A 24559-nucleotide genomic window follows, 5' to 3' on the forward strand; every position below is an offset into this window, starting at 1 on the left:
TACACGAATGCAATCTATAAAGCAAACGGCACGAATTGATAAAATTTGTGCCGTTTGCTTTATGAAAAAATATGTTACCACACTGCCGCGGGTTTAGCGTAGCGTAACCCGCGGCAGTATAGCTTTTAGATGATATAAGAAACACCCTTCTCCGGCATCGTAACTCCATAGCCTTCTTTTTCGAGGTCATTGGCTAATAGCTGCATGCTTTCACCCTCGCCGTGTACAAGGAATACGTGCTTTAATTTATCAGGCCCAATAGCCTTAATATTCCCCATCAGGTCGTTATGATCACCGTGGGCGCTTAGTACGTCGGTTTGTTTAATGGTAGCGTAAACGGCCAGCTCGCGGTCTTTAATGTGAACGATAGAATCTCCCCGCAATAAACGGTGCCCCAAAGTTCCTTTAGCGCAATAGCCAATGAAAAGGATCGTAGCGTAGTAATTTTGAATGTTGTAAAAAAGGTGGTCCTGAATACGGCCTCCTTCAAGCATTCCTGCCGATGATATAATGATGCAAGGTTCCCAGTAATTGGAGATCTGCCTGCTATCCTTCAGCGTTTCCACGTAGGTGAGGTTGTCAAACTCAAACTCGTCGCCGCGTTTCTGGTAAAATTCCTGGGCTTCCTGGTTTACATGGTTATGGTATTTTCTGAACACCTCCGTAGCCTGGGTAGCCATGGGGCTATCGACAAAAACCTTAACAGGCGGCAATAAACCGGTGCTGAAGATCTTGTTTAAAGTGTAAACCAATGATTGTGTACGCCCGATGCTGAACGCAGGGATGATCAAACGGCCCTGTTCTTTAATGCAGGCTTTTTCAATGACTTCTATCAGGGTTTGCTCTACGGTTTTGTCCTTGCTGTGATAGCGACCGCCGTATGTGGCTTCCGAAACCAGGAAATCAACAGGGGGCAGGGGCTGAGGATCATTTAAAACCGGGTAATTTTTCCTGCCGATATCACCGGTAAAGGCTATGGATTTTTCTTCGCCTTTATCATTTATTTTAAATACAGCTGCCGCCGCGCCTAACAAGTGACCGACCGGCACAAAAGTAAGCTCTATATCGCCCGTAATGCGAAACGGTTTGTTAAAACCAATGGTAACAAAGCGTTCTACCGTATCCATTACGTGTTTTTGCATGTACAGCGGCTGGGCGTGAGTATTGAATTTGCCCCGGCCCCGTTTATGGTGACCACCTTTGCTTGCGGCTTTACGCATAAAAATGTTTACAGAATCGAGCAGCAGTAATTCGGTCAGATCGGCCGTAGGAGGGGTGCACAAGATCTGTCCTTCAAATCCCAGGCGGATCAATGTAGGCAGGTTACCGGAATGGTCGATATGGGCGTGGGTAAGCACTACAACATCAATATCTTCCGGGCGAAAAGGAAAGTTTTCGTTAGATATTATACTGCGGTCTTTTTCATAATCCAGCCCGCAATCCACTAAAATTTTATATTGTCCAACCTCAAGCAAATGCATGCTCCCGGTTACCTGCCGGGCTGCCCCGTGTATAGTTAGTTTCATTTTTTATACATGACACCTGTGCTAAAGCCGGTATCGATAGTTATATTACGTTATAAGTAATCTTTAATTTGTGAATATAACGGTTTACACTCGCTTTATTGCGAGTGTAAACGTATTAATGCTTTATAAGTTTAGTTATAAACCAATAAGTTTTAAGGAGTATTTGCTAAGCCTGGCTGCTTTCAAACTGAAGCTGGCTCAGGTAGCGATAAAGGCCCTGTTCGTTGTTGATGAGCTCAAGATGGCTGCCGCTTTCAACAATATTACCTTTTTCAATCACCACAATCTTATCTGCTTCGCGAATAGTTGACAGGCGGTGTGCGATGATTATAGAGGTACGGTCTTTCATCAGTTCTTCCAATGCTTCCTGTACCAGGCGTTCCGACTCCGAATCTAATGAAGATGTGGCTTCATCAAGGATGAGGATAGCAGGGTTTTTAAGCAGGGCCCTCGCAATAGCGATCCGCTGACGTTGCCCGCCCGATAATTTAACGCCACGTTCACCCACAACGGTTTCATAACCTTCGGGGAAGGATGTTATGAACTGATGCGCGTTGGCGCGTTTAGCGGCCTGTATAATATCTTCGGAAGAAGCGTTAAGCCTGCCATAAGCGATGTTCTCCATTATCGTACCGCCAAACAGCAATACATCCTGCGGAACGATGGCTACCTGGTTGCGGATATCTGTAAGTGAGTAACTATCTGCTGGTTTGCCATCAAATAAAATACTGCCGCTTTGCGGATGATAGAACTGCAATATCAACGAAGCCATGGTCGATTTGCCGGAACCGCTTGGTCCAACAATAGCAACCCGCTGCCCGGCATCGGCATTAAACGAGATGCCTTTTAATACGGTTATTTCCTGGCGTGACGGGTAAGCGAACACTACATCGTTAAAAGCAAGATCACCCTTGATTAGTTGTTTAACTTCGTTGTCGTTTTCAACCATCGAAATGTCCTCGCCTTGTTCGGCAAGGATTTCCAGTACACGCTCACTTGCGCCTACGGCTTTCTGCAAATTGGCGTAAAGGTCAGGGAAACTACCCATAGCGGCACCTACAAATATCGAATACATGATAAAAGTGGTAAGGTCGCCAACATATATTTCATGGTTAGCTACCAATACGGAGCCATACCAGATAACGCCTACAAATGTTCCGAATAAGCAAAATACAATGAACGAAGCAAAGGTGCCTCTGAATTTCGCGCCGCGAACAGCAATGTTCACCACCTTACGCAAGATTTTGTCATAGCGGTTAGCTTCATAAGCCTCGTTAACAAACGCTTTTACGTTGGCAATGCCTTGCAGCGTTTCCTCAACTATGGTATTTGACTCGGCCAATTTATCCTGTGCCTCGCGTGATAGCTTGCGGATGAATCGCCCAAAAAATACAGCAAATGCAACAAGAAAAGGCAATATAGCCAACAGGGCAAGCGTAAGTTTTATAGATACGATAGCCAGCAGGGTAGTACTGCCCACCATGATCACCAACTGGCGGATCATTTCGGCAAAAGTGGTGGTCAATGTATCCTGGATCTGTGAAAGATCGGCAGAAATGCGGCTGTTGAGCTCACCAACACGGCGGTTGGCAAAAAAGTTCATGGGCAGGGTGATCAGCTTAAAATAAGTATCGCGCCTGATATCAGCCAGTGATTTTTCGGCTACCTGTACAAACCAAACTACCCTGAAAAACGAAACAAAGGCCTGTGCAAATAGTATAATGAAACCCATTATAGCTATGGCATTTAAGCCATGCGGCAGGTATTTGTATTTATAAATACCCTGCGCTGCATCAATCAACGCACCCAATATAGCGGGGAATGCAAGCCCAACAAGGCTCGATAAAAACAGGAAAACTAATCCGGCTATGAATTTAACCCTGTAGGGTTTAAGGTAAGTTAGCAGTTTGGCTACGTTACGCAGGCTGCTTCGGTTTATTTTTGCTTTAGGTAATTCTGCTTCGGCCTTGCTGCCACTGTTCAGTCGTCCTCTTGCCATGTATGGGTTTGAATGTTAAAGTCGCGAATTTACGCTTTAACCCGGTTGTTTTTACGCAACAGAAATAAAATTGACGCAGCCATGAAAAGTATAACTACTATAAATATGGTTTGCCTGGTGCTAAAATGCTGTTCTGAATTGTTTAACTGCTGTTTAAGGTGTGCATTTTGCTGCCTTAACCGGTTAATCACTTCCATGTAACCGGCGGCAGTAGTTTCGGCTTCTTTGCTGTGGTTTTGGATTTGCCTTTGTTGAAAATCACGGTATTGGAGCAGGATCTTGAGCTCTTTAAAAATAGCATCGTCTGTTTTCGCAATATCCATCAGGATTCCGGCCGACCGGCGGATATCGTCTTTGGTTTGAAAACCGAAAATACCTGTATGCTGGCCCAAACTTGTTTCATATTGCCCAAATTTTTGCTTGCGGGCAGCAAGCATATTGTTAATTTTCTGACGCTGCAACTGATAGGCAACCGAGTCTGAATTAACAGCACTTTGGGCAAAAGCTGATATCGTTATCGAACAAAATAAAACAAACAGAATAATTTTTTTCATCTATAAAAGCAACTTATTGAAATTCAATGATCACCTTGTCATTCAGGTTCAGCCCCAGCAGGCCGCTTGCATTGCCCTTGTTTATGGCTATTTCCAAATGGTCGCTGATGCCGAATAAACAAAGTTTTTCGCCAACGGGCACTTCATTATAATGCCAGCTTAAATGGTTGATGGTTTCGTTGCGTTTAAAATTGAGCACAAAACGCCTGCCTTGCTGTACATTGTTAAAAAACTCCTTGGTAATATTGGTGATCACATTCTGAAACGAATCGATATAGATCACCACACCTTTGATCAGGTTTTTTTCAATAACGGGCTGCAAATTCATTTTGTTTTCGATCTCGCTTACCGGCAGGCCTATCTCATCCAATTTACCGCCCTTAGCCAGATGACAAGCCGTTTTTACAAAAATATCAGCCAGCGGAAAGTGCAGGAATTTAAGGTCCTGCATGATGTTGATCTCAACGATATCTTCAGGTGCCTGGTCAAACATCAACGAAAAAATGCCGTTGTCTGCACCTACAAAGTAGTGTTTTTTGTAGCGCACTGCCAGGTATTTGGTATGATCGTTATAAACAGTATCAATACCAATAAGGTGTACGGTATCTTCCGGAAAATAGTGATAGCTGTTTTTAAGTATAAATGCAGCCTGCTGCACGTTAAAGGCCGCTACGCTGTTGGTAATATCAACAATATTTACTGTGGGCAACAATTTGTAGATACTGCCTTTTAACGCAGCCTGGTAAATATCTTTATCGCCTAAATCAGTAGTTAATGTTATAATTGCCATTAATTTTATAAATATTTATTGCTAATCTTGTAGTAGCATTTGAAGCTACAAATATTCAATTTTTAATTCATAAAAATCTGTAACTAAAAAATCAAATTAGTATTGAACGAGCTTAAGCTATCAATTGAAAACGTAAACCCTGCAGTATTGTGGGGTCCGAATAATGATCATTTTGAGATCATTAAGAAACAATACCCCAAGCTTAAAATAGTTGCCCGCGGCAGTGAAGTAAAAGTTTTGGGCGATGATAATGAATTGAATATTTTCCAGGAAAAATTTACCCACCTGATAAATCATGTTGAAAAATTTGAAAATCTCAACATAACTGATCTTGAGCGGATCCTGGGATCGAAAGCCAGCAGCAACGCAGCAAATGCAGAGCCGGCGGCGGCCGATAAATTTGCAAGCGGCGAGGTGATTGTATTTGGGCCTAACGGTGTAATGGTTAAGGCACGTACTACCAATCAGCGCCGTATGGTTGATAGTATTAACAAAAGCGATATTTTATTTGCTATTGGGCCTGCAGGCACCGGTAAAACATATACGGCTGTCGCTTTAGCTGTTAGGGCGCTAAAAAACAAGGAGATTAAACGTATTATACTAACCCGGCCGGCTGTTGAAGCAGGGGAGAACCTTGGTTTTTTACCAGGCGACCTTAAAGAAAAGATCGACCCGTACCTGAGGCCTTTGTATGATGCGCTTGACGATATGATCCCGGCCGAAAAGCTGAAGGTTTATCTCGAAAACCGCACCATTGAGATTGCACCACTGGCCTTTATGCGTGGCCGTACCCTTGATAACTGTTTTGTTATTTTGGATGAGGCGCAGAATGCTACCGATATGCAGTTGAAAATGTTCCTGACCCGTATGGGGCCATCGGCAAAATTTATAGTTACCGGCGACGTAACACAGATAGATTTGCCAAAAAAACAGCAATCCGGTTTGCATACAGCATTGAGGATCCTGACCGATATTAAAGGAATCGAAATAGTGTACCTAAGCGGCGAAGACGTAGTAAGGCACAAATTAGTACGTAAGATCTTAGAAGCTTACGGGGATATACAATAATCAGTTGATCAGAGGTTGGTGGTTAGAGATTAGTTGCAAAGCTGAATCCCAACCAGCAACCTTTGATCTTCAATATAAAGTGATTTGAGATTATTGAATGGGAATAAAAATGCAAATTCCTAACCTCTAATCTCCAATCTCCAATCACTAAAAAAGAATGAACTCAATAAAAGAAACGCATTTTAACTTTCCCGGTCAAACGGCCTTTTACAAGGGGAAAGTACGCGATGTTTATACGATAGATAATAAATTCCTGGCCATGGTTGTTACCGACCGTATTTCGGCCTTTGATGTTGTACTGCCAGAGGCTATTCCTTTTAAAGGGCAGGTGCTTAATCAGATTGCTGCACGCTTTTTAGAAGCTACTGCAGATATTGTTCCGAACTGGGTTATTTCCGTTCCGGACCCGAGCGTTACCATTGGCCGTATCTGCGAACCATTTAAGGTAGAGATGGTGATCCGTGGTTATTTGGCGGGCCATGCTGCCCGTGAATACAGCGCAGGCAGGCGGCACGTGTGCGGTGTTGCTTTACCCGAAGGTTTAAAAGAGAATGACATACTGCCGTCACCTATCATCACGCCAACCACTAAAGCATCGGTAGGCCATGATGAAGATATTTCACGCGAAGAGATCCTGGCAAGAGGCATAGTATCAGAAGATGATTATGTTAAGCTTGAAGCTTATACCCAGGCATTATTTAAACGCGGTACTGAAATTGCGGCTAAACAAGGTTTGATACTGGTAGATACCAAATACGAATTTGGTAAAGTTGATGGTCAGATCTACCTGATCGATGAGATCCACACACCTGATTCATCAAGGTATTTTTATAAGGAAGGTTACGAAGAACGCCAGCAAAAAGGCGAGGCCCAAAAACAACTTTCGAAGGAGTTTGTGCGTAAATGGCTTATCGAAAATGGTTTCCAGGGTAAAGAGGGACAGGTAGTGCCGGTTATGACCGAAGAGATCGTTAACTCGATATCTGAACGTTATATTGAGCTTTATGAGCAGATCATTGGTGAGGCATTTGTTAAACCTGCCGAAGGCAGCGTGTTAACCCGTGTTGAAACAGCAATTAATAGCGCCTTGAGTGTTATGTAATTTTTAAATATCCATAAAATATTTATCTTAGCTTATTAAATTTAATAAGAATGAAATTTACTGTAGATAAACATGAGAAGTATATATTATTGAAGCTTAATGAATCAAAATTAAATTCAATAGTAACACCTCAGCTAAAGTCAGAGTTGATATTGATCAACACCGAGGGCCAGCGCAACATTATTCTCGACTTGTCGCAGGTTAAATATGCCGATTCATCGGGCTTGAGTAGCTTATTGGTTGGTCACCGCTTGTGTAAAAATGCTACAGGTTCCTTCATTTTGGCAGGTTTAAATGATGCAGTTGCCCGTTTGGTAACCATATCACAATTGGATAATGTATTAACCATTGTTCCAACTGCCGAAGAAGGTGTCGATCTTATTTTTATGGAAGAGATTGAAAAAGAATTAAAAAAGGAAGCACGATAAACCATTTGATTGTTTACCTATTATGAAATTTGAGGTAACAATACTTGGCAGCAGCTCTGCAACCCCCATCTTTAACAGAAATCCCACTTCACAGGTGCTCAATATTAATGAGCGCCTGTATTTAATAGACTGCGGCGAAGGTACGCAGCAGCAAATGCTCCGCTTTGATATTAAAGCCAGCCGCATTGATCATATTGTCATAAGCCATCTTCACGGCGATCATTATTTAGGTTTAGTAGGTTTACTATCATCCATGCATCTCAACGGGCGTAAAAAACCGCTGAAACTGGTATGTCCCGAACCGTTAAAAGAGATAATTGAACTGCAATTAAAATACTCAGACACTGAGCTGCAATTTCCGGTAGAATATGTGTTTACCAATGCCCGGCAAAGCGAAATTGTGATCAGTAATAATGATGTCGTGGTCGAAACCATTCCCCTCGATCATCGTATTGCCTGTACCGGTTTTTTGTTTAAGGAAAAGAAACGTTTGCGTAAACTGCTCAAGGAAAAAATAGAAAGCCTTGATATCTCTGTAGCATATTATTCGATATTAAAAAAAGGTGGAGATTATACAGATGAAAAAGGCAAGGTTTATAAAAATGAAGACCTGACCATTGATTCGGCCGAACCTAAAACCTATGCGTATTGTTCAGATACGATGTATAACGAAAGTTATTTCGCCCAGATAGCTAATGCTACCTTGCTTTATCATGAGGCTACTTTTTTAAATGACATGCTTGACAGGGCTGTTATTACCCACCATACCACTGCGCTACAGGCAGGGGAGATAGCCCTTAAAACTAATGCCAAAAAATTACTCATAGGCCATTTTTCGGCCCGTTATAAAACCCTGAATGAATTATTGGATGAGGCTAAAATAAATTTCCCCTCAACTGAACTTGCAATTGAGGGGAAAACATTCTTTATAGAGTAAAGCTGAAAGCTTAAGGCAGAAAGCCCAAAGCAAGCACGATCCCTTAATCTTTTTTACCGCCGAATACCGAGAAACTTACGTAGCGTTTTGGATGCGCCTTTAGGTCAATAAACAAGTTATTGAGGTTATTTGATGCATCTGTAAGGTTTTTGTACATCTTATCATCATTAAGCAATAAACCTAAAGATCCCTGGCTGTTGTTGATCTTGGCCATTGTTGCCTGCAAATCGGCCATGGCTTTGTTTGCATTATCAAGTGTTTGTTTCAGGTTGGCGGCAGCAACGTCGTTACTAACTTTTTCAAAGTTGGCAGTCATGCCGTTGAGATGCGCGGTACTTGTTTTTAAGTTGCCTGATACAACCTCGGCATTACCGAGTATAGCATCGATATGGCCGCTTTGTGAACCTACCAGATGATCAATTTTTTTAGTAGTTCCTTCAAGTGTTTGCAATGAGTTTGCTATGCTCATAAAGCTGCGGTCGATATTTTTTTGAAAGTTGGGGTTCAAAATTTTATTAACAGCGCTTAATGAGGAGTCGAGCTTTGACATCAGCATTTCGGCCTTTTTTTGTATCGGCTGAAGGGTTTCGGCAAGGCTGCCCTGGATATCTGCCCTAAGGGTATCCTTATCTTCGGCAGGCACATTGCTGTTTCCTAATTCAAAAACAATGGCCTTGCTGCCCAAAAGGTCGGTACTTTCCAGCTTGGCAAGCGTGTTTTTAGGAATAACTACATCCGGGTCAATTTTAAATTCAACAACCGAGCGACCGTCTTGCTGAAGCTGCATTTTGGAGATGCGGCCTATTTGAAAGCCATTTACCAATACAGGCTTGGAAACAGTTAAGCCTTCAACACTATTGTAAATAGCGTAATATTTATTTGAACCCGAAAAAACATCATTACCGCGCAAATAACTGTAACCTAATATGAGTATTGTGATAGCTATTGCTGTAAGTGCACCAATTTTGGTTTCGTTGGAAATTTTCATTAAGTAGAGTTTATGCGTTAATTGTGTTTAAGGTTATAAACCTGCAATCAGGCTTATAGTTTTATTATGTACGTTTTATTTACGTATAAGGTAACAGTTTAGCTTTTATATTATTGCGAAACCTGCTCCATTTCCTTTTTATAGCTTGTTATTGCGCGTACAATGGAAGCTACGATCTCGTTTTGCCCGTCTTCTGAGTTAAGGTATTTCTCGTCATCGGGGTTATTGATGTAGCCTGTTTCAACCAATACCGATGGCATGGAGCTGTGGCAAAGCACATAAACACCTTGCTCTCTGATGCCTTCACTTCGTCTTCCGTCAGTATCTATAAATTCGCCGTTGATGAGGGTTGCAATTTTAATACTTTGCTGCCTGAATTTTCTTTTGTATTCGTTTGTTAAAATAATGGTCATTGGATCATTAGGGTCCAACGCACCACCGTCAAGTTCATTATCCTCTCCAACCTGGTTCTTTTGGATCGCATTTTCTTCTTCGTGAGTGCGGTGCAAACCGTAAACTAAAATGAGCACACCCTTGCCTGATCGGTCCGCTACTCTTACTGTACGGTATACAGCTTTATGTCGTTTGGTGCCAATTTTTTCGCGAACTGTTCTGTCTGATAGTGAATTGCAATGCAGTGAGATAAAAAGCTGTCCTTTGTTTTCGTTGGCTATTTCGGCCCTGCGTTCAAGCGAAACATCATCTTCAGTTGTACGCGTCATAACCGCTTTTACACCAGTTAATTCTTTTTCTACTGCGGCCTGCAATTTAAGGCCGATAGCCAGCGTTACATTCCTTTCTAATGAATATGAGCCGGATGCACCAGGTGAATAATGATTTCCGCTACTTGATGGTTGGGTTGCATGGCCATGCCCGGGATCGATTATGATTGTCTTGATCTTAAAACCGGTGCTGTTTATTACAGTATCTTTTTGAAGATTAACATTATCACTTACAACAGAACTGTATGATTTAAAAGGAAAAAATGAAAGGAGAACCAGCAATACCCACAAACTATAAATCAATCTTTTCAATGCCTTATTTTTCATTATTTTTGAACGCTGTTAACTATATCTGCAAAAATACTATTCATAATCAATTTTGAAATTCATAACCTTTTTTTTTCTGCTTGCAATTATATTAATAGTAAACGGACTTGCTGCTAATGCCGGCACTGTTTTAAATAACAGCCATGACAGGAGGCCTTTAACTGATACTATTATCAAACTTGATTCGCTTCGTGATAAGAAACTTCTTAAAGGTAAAAAATCCGGCTCAATTACGCCACTAAGAAATGGTAAACCGGTAAGTTCTTTACCCGCAAATGATACCACAAAAAAAAATAAAGGCGGGATACAATCAGAAATAAAGGCAACGGCCGAAGACTCCACCCACTCAGACCGGGAACACCAGATCAACTATTTTTATGGTAAGGCGCGTGTAACTTATGAGGATTTTGAACTTGATGCGGATTATATCAGGGTTGACGAAAAAAATCACGTAGTTTTTGCACGCGGAAGTATTGATCCGCGTACACATCAGTATACCCGAAGGCCTATCATGAAACAAAAAAATGATAAGCCGGTAGCTTCCGATTCGCTTTTTTTTAACTATCAAACAAAAAAGGTAAAGATCTATAACCCCGCATCCGAACAGGAAGGTAACTTTATTTCGGGCGGACAGGCTAAAAAACTTAATGATGACGAGGTAGCATACCGTAACGTAATTTTCAGTACCTGCGATCTGCCTTATCCCGATACGCACTTTGGTATAGTAATAACCCGCGGAATAGGTGAAAAGAAACGCATCATATCAGGGCCTGCTTATCTTGAAATTGAGGGCGTTCCATTACCATTGGGTATACCTTTTGGCTTTTTCCCTAAGCCGGATACCAGGACATCGGGCGTTATTTTGCCAACCTTTGGTGAGGATAATACCCTCGGTTTTTATCTGAAGGGACTGGGCTACTATATTGGCTTAAGCGATTATGTTGATTTAACTACCACTGGTTCCATCTATTCAAAAGGATCGTACGAGTTAAGCAGTACGGCACGGTATCTTAAACGATACAAATATACAGGTAACGTTACGCTTAGCTTTGGTTCACATAATTACGGTTTGGAGGGTGATCCTGCCACTAAGGATGCCCATATCTACTGGTCGCACGTGCAGGATGCCAATGCCAACCCTGGTTCAACATTCAGCGCTTCGGTTGACGCGGGTACTTCGGGCTTCTTCAGAAATACACCATCGGCAAGTAATTATAACGTTAATTCTATTGCGCAAAGTAGTTTACGTTCAAGTATCGCCTATGGCAAAACCTGGGCGGGTACACCTTTTAACTTAAGTATAGGCATTTCGCATAGCCAGGATATAGCCCGTAAAACAGTAAATATCGAATTACCTACCATCGCTTTCGGTATGTCGTCAATAAATCCCTTCGATTCTAAAAATAGGGTAGGCGAACAAAAATGGTATCAGAAAATTACTGTTAGTTACAATTTAGTAGGTACCAATAAGTTGAGCGATATTCCCGAAGATCAATTATTTAAGAGCGAAACCCTATCAAAGCGTTTGCAAAACGGGTTTCAACATACCATCCCGGTTAGTTTAGGCTTAAATGTGTTCAAATACTTTCAGTTTAATAACAGTATTAATTATACCGAACGCTGGTATTTTCAAAGCATTAATGAACGATTTGAAAGGGGGAGTATAGCCGGTTCAAACCAATTGATAGTAGATACAATACCGGGCTTTAAGCGTGCGGGGGAATACAGTATAAGTACAGGTTTATCAACCAAATTATATGCTACTATAAATTTCAAACATGGTAACCTGAAAGCCATCAGGCACGTGGCCACACCTTCAATTAGTTTTAGTTATCGTCCTGATTTTAGTGATCCGAGTTTCGGATACTATCGAACAGCAGTAAGCTCAGCTACTGTGCCTTATCCGTATACCTATCAAAAGTATTCCATCTTTCAAAACGGGGTGTACGGCGGGCCATCGGCCGGTAAGCAGGCAGGTTTAAACTTTTCGGTAGATAACACGATAGAGGCGAAGGTAAAAGCCAAAAGTACAGATACATCCGGCACAGATCGCAAAATCACCATTTTGCAGGGCCTGTCATTCTCTACCTTTTATAATTTCGCGGCCGATTCAATGAAGCTGTCGGATATCTCGTTTTCGGGGCACACAGCTATCTTTAATCAAAAACTGAGTATTAGTTTTTCGGGGGTGTTTAGCCCGTATGTAACTAAGGTGAGCGATTCTATTTCCAATAATCAGATAGTAAAAACAAGTCGTTATATTAACAGGTATGCCTGGCAGGATGGTAAGTTTCCAACTTTAACAGGCGTGAATATCTCCATGGGGGGTAGCTTAAACTCAACCAAAGCAACGCCGGGCAATGCCGCGCTGAACACCATCGCAACCATGAACCCAACCCAAACCCAAAGGCTGGCCCTGGTAAACAGCGATCCGAATGCATATGTAGACTTTAACGTTCCATGGAACATCTCACTTAATTACAGCTTTAGCTATCAAAACTATTTAAATACCAAAACAACCAGCAACACCCTCCAGGTATCTGGTGATGTGAACCTTACGCAGAAGTGGAAGATCCAGTATACTACAACATATGATATTAAAGCGGCTAAGTTTGCCAGTGCAACTTCGTTTTCAATATATCGGGATCTGCATTGCTGGGACCTGGCGTTTCAATGGATCCCGTTTGGTGTATATAAAATGTATAACGTAACTTTAAAGGTGAAGGCGTCTATTTTGCAGGATCTGAAACTGAGCAAGAAAAGCGATTACAACCCACAATCATCTTTTTATTAATATAAAAATGCTGGCAGAAATAATAACCATTGGCGACGAGATACTTATCGGACAGATTGTTGATACCAACTCGGCCTGGATGGCAATCGAACTTAATAAAATAGGTGTAAGGGTAAAACAAATCTCATCAGTAAGCGATGATAAAGAACATATCCTGAAAGCATTGGCCGAGGCTGCTAACCGGGCCAATGTTATTTTTATTACAGGTGGCCTTGGCCCCACTAAAGATGATATTACTAAAAAAACTTTGGCCGAATATTTTGGTGTAGAGCTTGTTGAAAACCAGGAAGCCCTTGCCAATGTAGAGCGTATTTTTGCCAAATATAACCGCCCTTTATTAGAGGTTAATAAACAGCAGGCCCTTGTACCGGCAAATTGTGAGGTTGTACTTAATGAAAATGGCACCGCTCCAGGGATGTGGTTTGACCATAATGGTGTTATCTATATGTCTATGCCGGGCGTTCCGTTTGAGATGATGTATATGATGGAAGAGCAGGTGCTGCCAAAATTGAAGGCTACTTTGAAGCTTCCTGTTATCATCCATAAAACATTACTAACCGTTGGTGAAGGCGAATCATTCCTGGCCGAACGAATAGCTGATATAGAAAATGACCTGCCACCGTACATTAAGCTGGCCTATCTGCCTAAATTGGGCCAGGTACGTTTACGCCTAAGCGCTTTTGGCGAAAACCAGGCCGCTTTGCAAAAAGAAGTTGACGCATTTGCCGCCCGGTTTATTGAGCGGATAGGATCGCCGTTTGTTATTGATCAGGATATCCCGCTCGAAAAAGCAATTCTTGATTTGATGGAAAATAACGGTCTTACTTTATCGGTGGCCGAAAGCTGCACCGGTGGCTATCTTTCGCATTTATTTACCCTGCATCCGGGTTCATCGCATGTGTTTTTAGGCGGTGCTGTATCTTACTCATATGAGTTAAAGGAGAGTATTTTGGGGGTAAAGAACGAAACTTTGTGGCAGCACGGTGCAGTTAGCGAAGAAACTGTAAAAGAAATGGTTGAAGGTGCACTGTTAAATTTTAAGTCGGATTTTGCCGTTGCTATTACAGGCGTAGCCGGCCCGGGCGGCGGCACAGAAGACAAACCCGTTGGTACTGTGTGGATTGCAGCTGCAGGGAAAGGGATGTCATTGATAAAGAAATACACATTTGGCAGCAAACGCCGCCAAAACATTGAACGAAGTGCAGTGATGGCCCTGTCAATGTTGAATACTTTGCTTACTGAAATTAAAAAGTAAAGATTTAAATACATAATTTTGGGGTTAAACTATATTCTACTGTATGGCCAAATACCAACTGTTATTGCCAAAAATGGGAGAGAGTGTTGCTGAGGCAACCGTTATCAAATGGGTGAAAAATCCGGGTGATAAGGTAAATGCCGATGATGCGGTGATGGAAATTGCTACCGATAAAGTCGACTCTGATGTGCCCTCGCCTGTAGCAGGTAAGTTAGTTGAACAACTGTATCAGGAAAACGATATTGTACAGGTTGGCGCGGTTATAGCTATCATTGAAACTGATGAGCCTGAAACTGCACCCGTAGCTGTTGAGCCGGAAGAAGCTCCTCAGCAACCTGTTGACGAACCGAAAGCGGCAAACACAACTTATCACGAAACGGTTGATTTTAAAGAGGTTGAAAAAACTCCTGAACCTGAACTAAATGGAGTTGTATCTGAAAACCTTGCGGGTATCCCGGGTATTGATCAGCTTGAACAAAAAAGTTCACCGGCAGTTCCTTCGTTTAAATCTGAAGGGCGCTTTTATTCACCGCTTGTAAGAAACATTGCTACTCAGGAAGGCATCAGCATTGATGAGCTTGACAGCATTCCCGGAACCGGTTCTGAAGGCCGTTTAACTAAAGATGACCTGCTGAACTATCTGCAGGCAAAAACATCATCTGTTGCTAAAAGTGCGCAACCGTCAGTTACTCCTGTCAGCACTCAATATACTGAGCCGGCAAAAACTGTTGAGCCGGTTAAACAAGCGCAGCCAGTTGCCGAGCCTGCAAAAGCGCCCGTGCAGAATCCTGAACCTGTATCTAAACCAGTGATTCCCGCTGCTGCAGAACCTGCAAAAGCAGAGGTGCCGAAAGCTGCGGCTATAGAGCAACAGCCTGTTGCGGCGGCCTCTGTATCCGGTACCGATGAAATTATAGAGATGGACAGGATGCGCCGCTTAATTGCCGACCACATGGTGATGAGCAAGCAGACATCGCCCCACGTTACCTCATTTGTTGAAGCCGATGTTACCAACCTGGTATTATGGCGCGAAAAAGTAAAGAACAGCTTCGAAAAACGCGAAGGCGAAAAAATAACCTTCACGCCTATATTTATTGAAGCCGTAGTGAAAGCCATTAAAGACTTCCCGATGATCAACGTATCAGTAAATGGTACCCAGATCATCAAGAAAGCGGCTATCAATATCAGTATGGCAACGGCATTGCCAAGCGGCAACCTCATAGTGCCGGTAATTAAAAAGGCCGATGAACTTAATCTTGTTGGGTTAACCAAGGCGGTTAATGACCTGGCAAACCGCGCACGTAATGGTAAGCTCCAACCCGATGATGTAAAAGAAGGTACGTTTACTATCACCAATGTTGGGTCGTTTGGCAACGTAATGGGCACACCTATTATTAACCAGCCACAGGTGGCTATTTTGGCTGTTGGTGCCATTAAGAAAAAACCAGCCGTTATTGAAACAAAAGAAGGCGATATGATTGCCATACGCCATATGATGTTCCTTTCATTATCATATGATCACCGCGTAGTTGATGGTGCCTTGGGTGGTTCCTTTGTAAGGCGTGTGGCCGATTATTTAGAGAAATGGGATAGCAGCAGGGAAGTATAACGCTTCGCTATATAAAACAAAGAACGCCGGGTAAATTGCCCGGCGTTCTTTGTTTTAGGGATTACCATATGAAATTTGAATTTTAATTTTTTACTAATGAAGCATATAAATATAACCATACCTTAAATCATGCCTGTAGCGAAAATTGTGTGAAAATTCGTGTTAACTTTGCTATCGAAAATGGCTTATAAGTATATTGATAATTACCGCGAACAGGGCGCCCGTAAAAGATTGGTTGATGTTTTAAGAAAAAAGGGAATTGGTGACGAACACGTTTTAGAGGCTATTAATAAGGTAAAACGCCATTACTTTTTTGATGAAACTTTTTGGAACCAGGCTTACAGGGATATTGCGTTCCCGATAGGCGAGGGGCAAACCATATCGCAGCCATATACTGTGGCCTACCAAACCGAACTACTGCACATTCGCAAAGGCGATAAAGTACTTGAAATAGGAACAGGCTCGGGCTATCAAACCTGTATCCTGCTTGAACTTGGCGCTACTGTTTATACTATTGAGCGGCAGGAAAAGCTGTATCACCGCACCAAATTTGTATTGCCTAACGAAATGGGATATAATGCTCATTTTCTGTTGGGCGATGGCTCTATTGGTAAAGCCGAATATGCACCTTATGATAAGATCATTGTGACTGCCGGAGCACCAACAGTACCGGAGGTTTTGTTAAAGCAACTCAATATAGGCGGCATCCTGGTTATCCCGGTTGGAGATGAAGAAACCCAAAAAATGGTGACTATATTAAAGGTTGGCGATAACGATTATGAAAAGATTGTGCTCGACACTTTTAGGTTTGTGCCGTTGGTAGGGGATAAAGCCTGGTAAGGAATTTGGGATTTCGAATTTTCGATTTTGGAATTAAGAATTTAAAAGCAAATCCGAAATCGAAAATCTCAATTCCCAAATCAATCTACCTTTTCATCACCCTGTCCAGTTCTATCTTGGTATCGCGTTCTTTTAATGTTTCGCGTTTATCAAATGTCTTTTTACCCTGGGCAAGGCCAATTTCTAATTTGGCAAAGCCCCGCTCGCTGATAAATAATGCCAGCGGCACAATAGTTAACCCGCGTTCTTCGCCTCTGGTTTGAAGTTTTTTGAGTTCTTTTTTATTCAACAGCAAAATACGGTCGCGTTTGGCTTCATGGTTATAGAATGAGCCAAATGAGTATTCAGAAATATGCAGGTTACGTACGTATAACTGGTTGTTAATGAAAGTACAAAAGGCGTCATTAATATTTGCCTTCCCTTGTCTTATCGACTTGATCTCGGTACCCAGCAGTTGTATGCCCGCCACGTATTTATCAAGTATATGGTACTCAAAGTAGGCTTTTTTGTTTTTTATGTAGATCTTATCCTCGCTCATAATTATCAGACCGTAAACTTACAAAATTAGTTTGACTGTGGCTTTACCACCAGCACCGGCACGTTAACCTTGTGCCTTACGGAATTTACGGTTGTTCCAAATATAAGGTCTTTCAACGCTTTGTGTCCGTGCGAACCCATTACTATAAAATCAACTTTTTGGTCTTTCACAATTTCGGCAATGGCACCGGCCGGGTTGCCGTAGCCAATTTGTCCCTGAGCATTATAACCGAGTTTTTTTAAGGTACACACGTACTTGTCGAGATTATCAAAGTCAACCTGGGTTTCATTATCCATCACCTGGCCGCCGTAATAACGGGCGCCTGCTGTTTCAACAACATGTATCAATGTATAATCAGCCTTTTTACCGCCCTGCATAATGGCATGGCGCAGGCATTCGGTGTCGTTTTTTGAAAAATCTATTGTTATGGCAATGTGACTATAAGTAATTGCGTCAAGCTCGGTTATGGCATTGGCTATGCCATGTGGTACAATAGCAGGCCGGTCATAATGTTTAAACAACAGCGGACGTATAAATACATAGATCAGTAATATCGCTATCCCAATAACAATCGGAACCACAATAGCATAGATCCATACTGGTGATGAGGTTCCTTTTACCCAATCGCCAATTTGCTCATATACCAGTTTGGCATTTAAGGCAACAATTAATAATGCGCTTGCCCAGGCCAATGCCCTTGTCTGGAAGTTGATAGCAAACTTGCCCATTCTTTTCCTGTCGGACGTAAAATGGATCAGCGGGATTACCGCAAAACCCAATTGCAGACTTAGTACAACCTGGCTTAAAATAAGCAGTTTCCCCAGGCCCTCCTCGCCGTAATATAATATGGTAAACACGGCAGGGACAATAGCCAGTATGCGGGTAAGCAAACGGCGTAACCAGGGTTCTATCCGCAGGTTAATGTGCCCTTCCATAATGATCTGCCCGGCAAGCGTACCTGTAATGGTTGAGCTTTGGCCCGATGCGATGAGCGCTATGGCAAACAAAGTAGGCGCTATGGCACCGAAAATATGCTCGAGCAGTTTAAACGCATCCTGAATTTCTGCTACTTCAAAATAGCCGTTCCTGAAAAAGGCACTTGCCGCTAATATTAAAATAGCTGCATTTACAAAAAATGCCAGGTTGAGGGCTATAACAGTATCAAAAAGGTTGAATTTAATAGCAGCCCTGAAACCTTCTTCCGTACGGGTTATTTTGCGGGTTTGTACCAGCGAGGAATGCAGGTATAAGTTATGGGGCATCACTGTTGCCCCAATGATACCAATAGCTATATAAAGCATCTGCTGGCTGATCTTGTCACCTTTAAACAGGTTGCCGGGAATGAAGCCTTTTGCTACCTCTATTACATCAGGTTTAACAATAAACATTTCAACCAAAAAGGAGAGCCCTACTATAAAAATCATTGAAATAATGAAGCCTTCAAGCTTGCGCATGCCCTTATTCATAAGATAGAGCATCAGTACTGTATCTGTAATGGTAAGCGATACCCCCCAGATCAACGGCAGGTGAAACAGCAGCTTTAAGCCAATGGCCATACCGATGATTTCGGCAAGGTCACATGCTACGATTGCTATCTGAGCCAATATATACAACCAAAAGTTTGCGAAACGTGGATAAGCATTTTTGGAGGCCTGCGCGAGGTCGAGCCCGCGCACTATCCCTAACCTGGCGGCCAGCGATTGCAGGAGCAACGCTATCATGTTAGATACGAACAACACCCAGATCAGTTTGTATCCAAAAGCACTGCCACCGGCAATATCCGTTGCCCAGTTTCCGGGATCCATATAGCCAACACTTACCAGGTAAGCCGGGCCCAGAAAAGCCATCAACTTACGCCAGCCCGTTTTGTTTTCGGTGGTTACAGATCCGTGTACGTTGCCTAAAGATTCGTTGTGTGTATTATTCATAGGGCTATAAGCAGATTATTGGCTACCTCACGGCTGATGTGTACTTCTTTATTGCCTGTTTGCACCACTACCGAATGGTCATATTCAATAATATCGGTGATCACTATTTTGCAGCCGATGGTAAGCTGTTTTTTATCGAGGTATTGTAAAAAGGATGAACTATGGTCACGTACGCCGGATATAACGCCGCCCTGATTAGCTGTCATTGTCGACACCGGTTTTAATTCGTGCGTATCAAACCGGCCATTACAATCCGGTATGGGGTCGCCATGCGGGTCATGTTTGGGATAGCCCATAAACTCGTCAAGGCGGTCAATAAGTTCCTGAGATGAGATATGTTCCATCTCTTCGGCAAGGTCGTGTACCTGGTCCCATTTAAAATTAAGTTTCTCCACTAAAAAATATTCCCATAGCCGGTGTTTACGGATAATGCCTATTGCTATTTTTTCACCGGAAGGAGTGAGGTTTACGCCCTGATACGGAATGTAGTTAATAAGCGCTTTATCGGCAAGCTTTTTCAGCATGTCGGTAACCGAAGATGCTTTGGTATTTAGCGAGGAAGCTATTTGATTTGTACTTGCATTTCCATCATTTACAGCAAGATGATAGATGGCTTTTAAGTAATTTTCCTCGGCTAAAGTATTCATTTAAACAAATCTAATAAAAAATTTAGACTAATCTAAAAAAATAAACGTTAGGAAATATGTTTTCGTTGAAGTACTTTAAAGAAAAATTAAATTTTGCGAAGCGAGGAAAATACTATATTTGCATACAACTATGGCCGCCGAATTAGATAAAATAGACCTACAGATACTCAAGATTTTACAGGAAAACGGAAGGATAACCAACCTTCAGCTGTCTAACGAGATAGGGCTTTCGCCAGCACCTACTCTTGAACGCGTGCGTAAACTTGAGAACGCCGAATACATTAAAAGCTACCACGCCCTGGTAGATGAAGAAAAGTTAGGATTAGGTATCAAAACCTTTATCCAGATCTCGCTTGATTTTCATCAGAAAAACACTATTCAAACTTTTTTGGATGAGATCAAGAATATCAAAGAAGTTACCGAGTGTCATCACGTAACTGGTCAGTGTGATTTTCTGCTGAAGGTATACGTACGCGACATTAAATCATATGAACAATTGATCATGGAAAAGATCAGCCGCATTACCGTGGTAAAAACCTTCCAGACAATGATGATCATGTCAACCAGTAAAAAAGAGCCGATAGTGCCGCTGGAATATTAGATAAGAGTCAAGACTCAGGAAGAGATTCAAGACTATAAAAAACAAGAGTCAAGAACAAGGATTAGTTATCTTTCATTTCTTGACTCTTTTTATTTTCAGACTTTTTAAATCTTGATTCTTGACTCTTGCCGTCTTGGTTCTTTCTCCTGGTTCTTGACTCTTGTTTCTTACAGTCTTGACTCTAACCGCCTAATGTATTTGCCAGTCAATCTCTATTTTACCTTCTTTTTTTAATATCTCGTTGGTTTTTGAAAAAGGTTTGCTGCCGAAAAAGCCGCGATCGGCCGAGAAAGGCGAGGGGTGGGGAGAGCGGATAATAAAATGTTTCTTTTCGTCAATCAAAACAGCTTTTGATTGAGCAAATGCACCCCATAGTATAAATACAATGCCTTCTTTTTTATCCGAGATGGTTTTGATCACCTCATCGGTAAATTCCTCCCAGCCTCTTTTTTGATGCGATCCTGCATTAGCAGCCCTTACCGTTAGGGTGGCGTTCAGTAATAATACACCCTGTTTGGCCCATTCTTCGAGGTTGCCGTGCGCAGGTGTTTTAAATCCGGGTATATCAGATTGAAGTTCTTTATATATATTACTTAATGAGCGCGGAATGGCAATTCCTTTTTGCACTGAGAATGAGAGCCCATGTGCCTGATGAGCGCCATGATAAGGGTCCTGCCCTAATATTACTACTTTTACATCATCAAATGGTGTAGTATTAAAAGCATTAAAGATCTCGCTGTTTTTAGGGTAGACAATCTGCCCTGATTGTTGCTCTTCTTTTAAAAATTGCCTGAGTTTTATCATGTAAGGTTTATCAAATTCCTGTTGTAAAACCCCGAGCCATGATGGTGGTAATGCAATCGCCATAAATATTTATATAGAAGTTGGTTAAGCGTACAAATAAACAGATATTTGCGCTAATATTAGTATCACAAAATTATGTCAAATATTGTTCGGTTAGTTATTGCTTGTGTAGTGATGGGTGCTGCGGTTGCGCTATGTGCATTCGGTTTTTGGGGATGGGGGATTTTGGTTTTGTTAATGGGCGGCATTATTCTGCTTAGCTTCTTCTTTAACGAAAACATGATCATTGCCCAGTATTTTTTACGTAAGGAAAATTCTGAAAAATCAGAAGAATGGTTATTGAAAATTACCGATTACGAAAAACAACTGCACAAAAACCAGCATGGTTATTACAATTTGTTAATCGGCTTGATTGAATCACGTAAGGCCCCGATGAAATCAGAGAAATATTTCAAGAAAGCTTTGTCGCTGGGTATGAAAATGTCGCACAATACGGCTTTGGCTAAGTTAAGCCTGGCTGGTATTTCAATGGCAAAACGCAATAAGCGCGAAGCGCAAATGTATTTATCAGAAGCATCAAAGGATGATAAGAACAAATTACTTACCGAACAAATCAAGATGATGAAAGGCCAGTTGGCACAGATGGATAAGCAGGTAGTAAGGGGCGGATATCGCCAGTTCTAAAAGAGAATAAAGAGAAAAGGAATAAAAAATAAAAGGGACGCGAAAATCGCGTCCCTTTTATTTTTCTTCAATGGCGCTGAAATAATCAGGCGTAGCCGAATGGTTTTGATAAGGCTGAACGTAGCTGTCTGTGTATGATGAATATTCAGATTCTTCAGACGGGTTGGCCACTTCAACAAGTTTCAATAAACTCCTGATGAACGACAGGTTGAAGTTGCTCCTGTTAAGTTTGATCAGGTATTCGTTTTCGGTGATCTCCAATATTGAGTTGGTCATGATATTTGTAATATGTGTTTATTACAATGATAGCTAACTCTTTTTAAATGAAAGTATTATTTTTTTTAAGCTTTTGTTAAGAAATTATAACCGCTGATTAGAGAGATTACGCTGATTGCGTTGATCTTTTTATGGAAACCCTGATTCGCTTGATTGAAGGATTTCTTGATAAGATGCAAAACTATAATGGCCTGCTTTGTGCAGGCCATTTTTAAAATATCATGGTAATCCTAAAAGTCAAGGTTTAATTAAACCAAGCCATTACCTCGTCTTTAGTTGGCATAGTAATATCCAGTTTTAATTTTTTACGCATGCCGCCAAGATCATTGAACACCTTGTTAGGGTTGCCTGCTTTTAGTTCTTCAACGGTGTTAAAGCCCATTTTATTTAATACGGGTACCCATTCGGCAGGTACGCCTATGTTTATAAAATCATCGGCAGTAGCAACTTTAGCTTTTTTCTCAGGGCGCATTTGCGGGAAGAACAATACTTCCTGGATGGTGCTCTGATTTGTCATCAGCATTACTAACCTGTCGATACCGATACCTAAACCCGATGTTGGCGGCATACCGTATTCAAGGGCGCGTAAAAAGTCGTCATCCATGGCCATAGCTTCATCATCACCGCGACCGGCTAATATCAGCTGCTCCTCCAAACGCTCGCGCTGATCGATAGGGTCGTTTAGCTCAGAGTAGGCGTTTGCAATTTCTTTACCATTTACAAATAGCTCAAAACGCTCAACCAGTCCGTCTTTAGTGCGGTGCTTTTTGGCAAGCGGCGTCATTTCGATAGGGTAGTCGGTAATATAAGTAGGCTGGATCAGGTGATGTTCAACTTTAGCGCTGAAGATCTCATCGATCAGCTTGCCTTTACCCATGCTTGGGTTGATCTCTATTTTTAATTCGTTGCAAACTTCGCGCAGACCGGCTTCGTCCATGGCAGATACGTCAATGCCTGTATATTTCAGGATCGAATCATACATCGACAGTTTTTCGTACGGGCCAGCAAAATTAATTTCATTGTTACCAACCTGCACAACCGGGATGCCGTGAACTGCCCTTGCAACGGTTTCCAGACATTCCTCAACCATGGCCATCATCCATATATAGTCTTTATAGGCTACATAGATTTCCATGGCGGTAAACTCAGGGTTGTGGGTACGGTCCATGCCCTCGTTACGGAACATTTTACCAAACTCATAAACACCATCAAAGCCGGCAACGATAAGCCTTTTCAGGTAAAGCTCATTAGCTATACGTAAAAACAGCGGCATATCAAGCGTGTTATGGTGGGTAGCAAACGGACGGGCCGCTGCACCACCATGTACAGGCTGCAGGATTGGGGTTTCAACCTCCATCCATCCCTGGCCATTAAAGTAATTGCGCATGGCGCTGATCACTTTTGAGCGGTTGATGAAAATCTGTTTGTAATCGGGATTAACAGTTAAATCCACATAACGCTGGCGATAACGCAGTTCAGGATCGGTAAAACCATCGTGAATGGTGCCATCGTCCTCACGTTTAACAACCGGTAGCGGTTTCAATGATTTTGAAAGCACTACGAGTTCGCGCACATGAACCGAAATTTCACCTGTTTGAGTGATGAACACGTAGCCTTTTACGCCAACGTAGTCGCCAATATCAAGTAGCTTTTTAAATACGGTATTATATAAAGTTTTGTCCTCATCAGGGCAAATATCATCGCGTTTAAGATAGATCTGCACACGACCCGTTGAATCCTGTAACTCGGCAAACGAAGCGCTGCCCATGATACGGCGGGTCATGATACGGCCTGCAATTACAACATCCTGGTAGGCCTCGGGTTTATCCTTAAAATTATCGGCTATATCCTGTGCCCAGGCGTTAACATTAAAAGCTTCGGCAGGGTAAGGGTTAATACCCAGTGCACGTAACTGTTGTAAGGATTCGCGGCGAATAATCTCCTGTTCGGATAATGCAATACTCATGTGATGTACGGTATTTTAATAAAGGTGCAAAAGTAGCGTTTTTATCGATCTTTTTAATCAAATATTTGATTGGTTTTGAAGGGGTAGATGGGATAGAGAAAAGTTGGACACCATACAAATCCACTACTTGTATCAAATATTTTACCCCTGTAAAATAATCAGTCTTAAAAACATAT

At 42.0% G+C, this 24559-nt stretch carries 22 protein-coding genes; 10 read left to right on the top strand and 12 right to left on the bottom strand.

Annotated elements, in window-relative coordinates; all coding sequences use genetic code 11:
* Positions 1-125: 125 nt before the first annotated feature.
* From MTO98_RS13150 to MTO98_RS13165, 4 genes are all read right to left on the bottom strand, one after another.
* Entirely contained in the window at positions 126-1526 is a 1401-nt protein-coding gene (locus MTO98_RS13150) for an MBL fold metallo-hydrolase (protein WP_243487113.1), read from the bottom strand.
* A gap of 166 nt (positions 1527-1692) precedes the next feature.
* Entirely contained in the window at positions 1693-3525 is a 1833-nt protein-coding gene (locus MTO98_RS13155; protein ID WP_243487114.1) for an ABC transporter ATP-binding protein, read from the bottom strand.
* 29 nt (positions 3526-3554) lie between these two features.
* Complete coding sequence (locus MTO98_RS13160; protein ID WP_243487115.1) at positions 3555-4079, bottom strand: hypothetical protein; 525 nt, start codon at positions 4077-4079, stop codon at positions 3555-3557.
* Positions 4080-4092: 13 nt separating this feature from the next.
* Positions 4093-4869, bottom strand: a complete 777-nt coding sequence (locus tag MTO98_RS13165; protein ID WP_121224678.1) for an S-adenosyl-l-methionine hydroxide adenosyltransferase family protein — start codon at positions 4867-4869, stop codon at positions 4093-4095.
* A 102-nt stretch (positions 4870-4971) separates the two neighbouring features.
* Between MTO98_RS13165 and MTO98_RS13170 the strand changes: the two genes are divergently transcribed.
* The 4 genes from MTO98_RS13170 to MTO98_RS13185 all read left to right on the top strand — a co-directional run bounded on the left by MTO98_RS13170 (position 4972) and on the right by MTO98_RS13185 (position 8404).
* A complete protein-coding gene (locus MTO98_RS13170) occupies positions 4972-5937 on the top strand; it encodes a PhoH family protein (RefSeq protein ID WP_243487116.1) in 966 nt (321 codons plus the stop codon).
* Positions 5938-6094: 157 nt separating this feature from the next.
* Positions 6095-7039, top strand: coding sequence for a phosphoribosylaminoimidazolesuccinocarboxamide synthase (locus MTO98_RS13175; RefSeq protein ID WP_243487117.1), 945 nt, complete (start codon positions 6095-6097; stop codon positions 7037-7039).
* A 50-nt stretch (positions 7040-7089) separates the two neighbouring features.
* On the top strand, positions 7090-7467 hold the full coding sequence (locus MTO98_RS13180) for an STAS domain-containing protein (protein WP_110583425.1): 378 nt from the start codon (positions 7090-7092) through the stop codon (positions 7465-7467).
* A 22-nt stretch (positions 7468-7489) separates the two neighbouring features.
* Entirely contained in the window at positions 7490-8404 is a 915-nt protein-coding gene (locus MTO98_RS13185; RefSeq protein ID WP_243487118.1) for a ribonuclease Z, read from the top strand.
* Between the two features lie 43 nt (positions 8405-8447).
* On the opposite strand, the gene MTO98_RS13190 is transcribed toward MTO98_RS13185, so the two are convergent.
* A complete protein-coding gene (locus MTO98_RS13190) occupies positions 8448-9392 on the bottom strand; it encodes an MlaD family protein (RefSeq protein ID WP_243487119.1) in 945 nt (314 codons plus the stop codon).
* Between the two features lie 110 nt (positions 9393-9502).
* Complete coding sequence (locus MTO98_RS13195) at positions 9503-10441, bottom strand: N-acetylmuramoyl-L-alanine amidase (protein ID WP_243487120.1); 939 nt, start codon at positions 10439-10441, stop codon at positions 9503-9505.
* Between the two features lie 52 nt (positions 10442-10493).
* On the opposite strand from MTO98_RS13195, the gene MTO98_RS13200 reads away from it, so the two are divergent.
* The 4 genes from MTO98_RS13200 (at position 10494) to MTO98_RS13215 (ending at position 16939) form a co-directional block, all read left to right on the top strand.
* On the top strand, positions 10494-13235 hold the full coding sequence (locus tag MTO98_RS13200; protein WP_243487121.1) for a putative LPS assembly protein LptD: 2742 nt from the start codon (positions 10494-10496) through the stop codon (positions 13233-13235).
* A gap of 7 nt (positions 13236-13242) precedes the next feature.
* Complete coding sequence (locus MTO98_RS13205) at positions 13243-14490, top strand: competence/damage-inducible protein A (RefSeq protein ID WP_243487122.1); 1248 nt, start codon at positions 13243-13245, stop codon at positions 14488-14490.
* Positions 14491-14533: 43 nt separating this feature from the next.
* Positions 14534-16099 carry a dihydrolipoamide acetyltransferase family protein gene (locus tag MTO98_RS13210; RefSeq protein ID WP_243487123.1) on the top strand — a complete coding sequence of 522 codons (1566 nt, stop codon included), beginning with the start codon at positions 14534-14536 and terminating at the stop codon, positions 16097-16099.
* Positions 16100-16279: 180 nt separating this feature from the next.
* Positions 16280-16939 carry a protein-L-isoaspartate(D-aspartate) O-methyltransferase gene (locus MTO98_RS13215; protein WP_243487124.1) on the top strand — a complete coding sequence of 220 codons (660 nt, stop codon included), beginning with the start codon at positions 16280-16282 and terminating at the stop codon, positions 16937-16939.
* An 85-nt stretch (positions 16940-17024) separates the two neighbouring features.
* On the opposite strand, the gene smpB is transcribed toward MTO98_RS13215, so the two are convergent.
* The 3 genes from smpB to MTO98_RS13230 are packed head-to-tail and all read right to left on the bottom strand — an operon-like array spanning position 17025 to position 20052.
* A complete protein-coding gene (smpB, locus tag MTO98_RS13220; RefSeq protein WP_121224698.1) occupies positions 17025-17477 on the bottom strand; it encodes an SsrA-binding protein SmpB in 453 nt (150 codons plus the stop codon).
* 26 nt (positions 17478-17503) lie between these two features.
* Positions 17504-19405 (bottom strand): Nramp family divalent metal transporter, encoded by a 1902-nt coding sequence (locus tag MTO98_RS13225; protein WP_243487125.1) that lies wholly within the window; start codon positions 19403-19405, stop codon positions 17504-17506.
* The gene (locus MTO98_RS13230; RefSeq protein ID WP_243487126.1) at positions 19402-20052 is read right to left on the bottom strand and encodes a metal-dependent transcriptional regulator; all 651 of its coding nucleotides are present in this window, start codon (positions 20050-20052) and stop codon (positions 19402-19404) included. The genes MTO98_RS13225 and MTO98_RS13230 overlap by 4 nt, the downstream gene beginning before the upstream one ends.
* A 130-nt stretch (positions 20053-20182) precedes the next feature.
* Between MTO98_RS13230 and MTO98_RS13235 the strand changes: the two genes are divergently transcribed.
* Positions 20183-20653 (top strand): Lrp/AsnC family transcriptional regulator, encoded by a 471-nt coding sequence (locus MTO98_RS13235; protein WP_022832833.1) that lies wholly within the window; start codon positions 20183-20185, stop codon positions 20651-20653.
* Positions 20654-20842: 189 nt separating this feature from the next.
* On the opposite strand, the gene ung is transcribed toward MTO98_RS13235, so the two are convergent.
* Positions 20843-21520: a uracil-DNA glycosylase gene (gene ung, locus MTO98_RS13240; protein WP_243487127.1), complete on the bottom strand. Its 678-nt coding sequence runs from the start codon at positions 21518-21520 to the stop codon at positions 20843-20845.
* Between the two features lie 72 nt (positions 21521-21592).
* On the opposite strand from ung, the gene MTO98_RS13245 reads away from it, so the two are divergent.
* Positions 21593-22141, top strand: a complete 549-nt coding sequence (locus tag MTO98_RS13245) for a DUF2892 domain-containing protein (protein ID WP_243487128.1) — start codon at positions 21593-21595, stop codon at positions 22139-22141.
* Positions 22142-22198: 57 nt separating this feature from the next.
* On the opposite strand, the gene MTO98_RS13250 is transcribed toward MTO98_RS13245, so the two are convergent.
* Both MTO98_RS13250 and lysS read right to left on the bottom strand, forming a co-directional pair.
* Positions 22199-22417: a hypothetical protein gene (locus tag MTO98_RS13250; protein WP_090527160.1), complete on the bottom strand. Its 219-nt coding sequence runs from the start codon at positions 22415-22417 to the stop codon at positions 22199-22201.
* A gap of 244 nt (positions 22418-22661) precedes the next feature.
* The gene (gene lysS / locus MTO98_RS13255; protein ID WP_243487129.1) at positions 22662-24383 is read right to left on the bottom strand and encodes a lysine--tRNA ligase; all 1722 of its coding nucleotides are present in this window, start codon (positions 24381-24383) and stop codon (positions 22662-22664) included.
* Positions 24384-24559 lie beyond the last annotated feature (176 nt).

This window comes from Mucilaginibacter sp. SMC90, assembly GCF_022811725.1.
Taxonomy (GTDB): domain Bacteria; phylum Bacteroidota; class Bacteroidia; order Sphingobacteriales; family Sphingobacteriaceae; genus Mucilaginibacter.